General features: G+C 62.2%; 2 protein-coding genes and 1 pseudogene. All 3 read left to right on the forward strand.

Going from position 1 to position 3,327, the window contains the following annotated elements; all coding sequences use genetic code 11:
• Positions 1 to 505: 505 nt before the first annotated feature.
• Positions 506 to 1,468, forward strand: a complete 963-nt coding sequence (locus AC5JJ6_RS32030) for a sugar-binding protein (RefSeq protein WP_496045930.1) — start codon at positions 506 to 508, stop codon at positions 1,466 to 1,468.
• Between the two features lie 107 nt (positions 1,469 to 1,575).
• Positions 1,576 to 3,132 carry a sugar ABC transporter ATP-binding protein gene (locus AC5JJ6_RS32035; protein WP_496045931.1) on the forward strand — a complete coding sequence of 519 codons (1,557 nt, stop codon included), beginning with the start codon at positions 1,576 to 1,578 and terminating at the stop codon, positions 3,130 to 3,132.
• A pseudogene (locus AC5JJ6_RS32040) lies at positions 3,125 to 3,327 on the forward strand (ABC transporter permease); the annotation flags it as partial. The gene AC5JJ6_RS32035 and the pseudogene AC5JJ6_RS32040, both read left to right, overlap by 8 nt.

Below are 3,327 nucleotides of genomic sequence, written 5' to 3' on the forward strand. Positions count from 1 at the left end.
CCGACCTTCTTACCGAAATCGATGAGCTTGAGCACGACTCTAGAGCTGTCACGTTCAAGGAAACGGAATTCGGGTGGTTGAAGACCGCCGCATAGTGCCTGCACTTTTTCCGGAGCTTGCCTGAACAAGCATCATGGATTTTTTTGTTGTGGGTAGCTTCTCGCCGTAACGGACCAACCAACAACCAATAGGTGGGACGCTGACCGGCATCCCCGCCGAAGCCGCCGGACTGTTCCGGAGGCCGCCGCCGTTATTCCGGCGCGAACGCCGTGCTTCATAATAAATAACAAGATTCGCACGGCCATCGCAGCCGCACGAGTAGTAATAATTTTGCCACGTCAAGAGGCTAATTACTGCTTGACTTGGGATCGGTTTGCATTCTGAAATTGACTGCCGAGACCGGTCTGGGTCCCGGGCCGATGCCTTGTGCATTCGTCCGGGGTTTCCAGGGAGGTCGCGGCAAGGGGAGCCTAAGAAAATAACAATCGATAATAGAGGAAACGCTATGATCAGACGTAGAAGTGCCCTGATCGGCATGGCTGCCGCCGTCGCGGCTGGCGCCTTCGCAACCCAGGCGTCGTTCGCCCAGGAGAAGAAGACCCTGGCCTTCGTGGTCAACGTCCCGGCGGATTTCTGGCAGATCGCCCGGCGCGGCACGGAAAAGGCCCAGAAGGAGCTGCCGAACTACAACATCGAGTTCTACATCCCGGGCGAGATGTCGGCCGCAGCGCAGAAGCGCATCCTGGAAGACCTGCTCGCCAAGGGCGTCGCGGGGGTTTCGATCAGCCCGGTCAACCCCGACAACTCGACCGAAATCCTGAACCAGGTTGCCGCCAAGGCCGCCCTGTTCACCCAGGACGCCGATGCGCCGAAATCGAATCGGGCGCTCTATATCGGGACGGACAACGTCGCGGCCGGCCGTCAGGCGGGCGAGCAGATGATGAAGTCGCTGCCCAACGGCGGCAAGGCGATGGTGTTCGTCGGCACTCTCGATGCCGCCAATGCGCGCGAGCGCCTTCAGGGCATCAAGGAAGCGATCGCCGGCTCGAAGATCGAAATCCTCGATGTCCGGACCGACGGCGGCGACCAGACCAAGGCCAAGGCGAACGTCGAGGACACCCTGACCAAATACCCGAACATCGACCTTCTGGTCGGGCTCTGGGCCTACAACACGCCGCAGATCTACAACGCCGTGAAGGCCGCCGGCAAGGAAGGCAAGGTCAAGATCGTCGGCTTCGACGAGGACCAGCAGACGCTCAAGGGTATTTCCGAGAACGTGATCGACGCGACCGTGGTGCAGCAGCCGTACGAGTTCGGCTACCAGTCCATGATCTACCTGGCCAAGTACATCGAGGGCGACAAGTCCTTCATCCCGGAGAACAAGCAGAAGATCATTCCGACCCAGGTCATCGACAAAACGAACGTCAAGGACTTCGCGGCCAAGGTCAGGGAGTTGCTGAAGAAGTAACGCCCCTTCGGTCCGGCACCCTGGCGCCGGACCTGCCTGTCCTGCCTGTCCTTGGAATACGAGCGCCGCAGGGAGCACTGCTCCTTGCGCGCAAACGAGGTTCGCGTATGTCGGATACACTCTTGGAGCTGCGCTCGATCACGAAGTCCTATCCAGGTGTCCAGGCTCTGCGCGGTGTCGATCTGTCGGTCGGGAAAGGTGAGATCGTCGGCCTGATCGGCGAGAACGGCGCCGGCAAGTCGACGCTGATGAAGATCCTGGGGGGCGTCGTCAAGCCCTCGTCGGGGTCGATCGTGATCGACGGCGAGCAGCGGCCGGCGCTGAGCGTCAAGGATGCCGCCCATGCCGGCATCGCCTTCGTCCACCAGGAACTGCACCTGTTCGAAAACCTAGACGTCGCCGCCAACATCTATATCGGGCGGGAGCCCCGGCGGGGCGGATTCCTCAACCTGATCGACAATGCGGCCCTGCACCAGCGCGTCAAACCCCTGCTGCGGCGGCTCGGCGTCGATTTCGCGCCGGACGACCCGGTCGATGCGCTGTCGATCGCACAGCGCCAGATGGTCGAGATCGCCAAGGCCCTGTCCATGGATGCCCGCATCATCATCATGGACGAGCCGACCTCCAGCCTGACCCTGACGGAAACCGACAAGCTGCTGAGCGTCATCGCCGACCTCAAGGCGGCCGGCGTCAGCATCATCTACATCTCGCACCGGCTCAGCGAGGTGAAGCACTGCGCCGACCGGGTCGTGGTGCTGCGGGACGGCCGTCAGGTCGGCGAACTGCCGAAAGGCCAGATCACCAGCGGCGCCATGGTCCGGCTGATGATCGGCCGGGACCTGAAGTCCCTGTACATCCCCCCCAAGGTCGGCATCCGGCGCGGCGGGCTGGAGCTTCGGAACTTCGTCACATCGGCCTTCCCGGAACGGGAAGTTTCGCTGATGGTGCATCGCGGCGAGATCCTGGGGCTGGCCGGTCTGGTCGGCGCCGGGCGCACGTCGCTGGCGCAGACGATCTTCGGCGTCCATACGGCCAAGGGCGGCCAGATCCTCCTGGATGGCAAGCCGGTCACGATCAGGACACCGGCGGACGCCATCGCCCACGGCATCTATCTGGCGCCGGAGGACAGGAAGAAGTCGGGCCTGCTGCTCGACATGTCGATCGCCGAGAACATCTCGCTGCCCGACCTCAAGCGTTTCGCCAAGGCGATGCTGGTCGACACCTCGCGCGAGGTCAGCGTGGCGACCGAGCAGTGCCGCTCCCTCTCGATCAAGGCTCCGTCGATCGACACCGACGCGGTGACCCTGTCGGGAGGAAACCAGCAGAAGGTCGTGCTGGCGAAATGGATCTCCATGGCGCCGCAGCTCATCATCTTCGACGAGCCGACGCGGGGCATCGACGTCGGGGCCAAGGGCGAGATCTATGCCCTGATGCGCGGTCTGGCCGATGCCGGCGTTGCGATCCTGATGATTTCCAGCGACATGGAGGAAGTCATCGGCGTGAGCGACCGCATCGCGGTCATGCACGAGGGCGGCATCAGCGGGATACTCGACAGGCCGCAGTTCTCGGAGCACAACGTCCTGACGCTGGCCGTGGGCAATCTGGGCAAAGAAGATCTCGGAAAAGAAGATCTGGGCAAAGAGGAAGTGGTCACCCATGCTTAAGAAAGAACTCGGCCTGTTTCTTCTGATCGTAGTGATCGGCTCCATCACGGCGGCGATCAATCCGCAATTCGCGTCCCAGGTCAACCTGATGAACCTTGCCAATCAGATCGGCCTGTTCGGCCTGATCTCGATCGGCGTCGGCCTCGTGATCATCACCGGCGGCGTCGAGCTGTCGGTCGGATCGATGTTCGCGCT

The sequence above is a fragment of the Skermanella sp. genome (assembly GCF_059503625.1).